The sequence below is a fragment of the Streptomyces sp. NP160 genome, assembly GCF_006335115.1.
Lineage (GTDB): Bacteria > Actinomycetota > Actinomycetes > Actinomycetales > Quadrisphaeraceae > Quadrisphaera.
On the sequence record NZ_VDMJ01000061.1, the window covers coordinates 1 to 987 of the forward strand.

1 protein-coding gene is annotated in these 987 nt (G+C 71.0%); it reads right to left on the bottom strand.

The features are described from left to right. The coding region (gene lipA / locus FHN55_RS21685) for a lipoyl synthase (protein WP_139714492.1) at window positions 1-986 on the bottom strand (986 nt) is incomplete at its 3' end. Between the last annotated feature and the right edge of the window lies 1 nt (window position 987).

Genomic DNA, 987 nt, shown 5'->3' on the forward strand with positions numbered 1-987 from the left:
GGGCCGGCCGCCGAGGCAGCCCCCAGGTGTCCCAGGTGCTCGGGCAGGGTGCCACCGCGCGCGGCCAGCGCCTGGGCGTACAGCCGCCCCGCGCGGTAGGAGGAGCGCACCAGCGGACCGGCCAGCACCCCGGTGAACCCGATGCTGTTCGCCTCGGCCTGCAGGGCCACGAACTCCTCCGGCTTCACCCACCGCTCCACCGGGTGGTGGCGCGGGGAGGGCCGCAGGTACTGGGTGATCGTGATGATGTCGCACCCGGCGTCGTGCAGGTCCCGCAGCGCTTGCACGACCTCCTCGTAGGTCTCCCCCATCCCCAGGATCAGGTTGGACTTGGTCACCAGACCGGCCTGGCGGGCGTCGGTGATGACCCCGAGGGAGCGCTCATAGGTGAAGGCCGGGCGGATCCGCTTGAAGACCCGCGGCACGGTCTCCACGTTGTGGGCCAGCACCTCCGGCGCCGAGGAGAAGACCTCCGCGAGCTGGGAGGCATCCCGGTTGAAGTCGGGGATCAGCAGCTCCACCCCCGTCCCGTTGCCGTCGACGGTGTCGTTGGCGTGGATCCGCCTGACGGTCTCGGCGTACAGCCACGCGCCGCCGTCGGCGAGGTCGTCGCGGGCGACGCCGGTGATGGTGGCGTAGCGCAGCCCCATGCTCGCCACCGACTCCGCGACGCGGCGGGGCTCGTCGGCGTCGAAGGCGGCGGGCTTGCCGGTGTCGATCTGGCAGAAGTCGCAGCGGCGGGTGCACTGGTCACCGCCGATGAGGAAGGTGGCTTCCTTGTCCTCCCAGCACTCGAAGATGTTGGGGCAGCCGGCTTCCTGGCAGACGGTGTGCAGGCCCTCTTTCTTCACCAGTCCGTGCAGGGCCTGGTACTCAGGGCCGGTCTTGGCGGTGGTGCGGATCCACTCGGGCTTGCGCTCGATGGGCACGGCGGCGTTGCGGGCCTCCACCCGCAGCATCCGACGTCCCTCAGGTGCCAGCGTCATG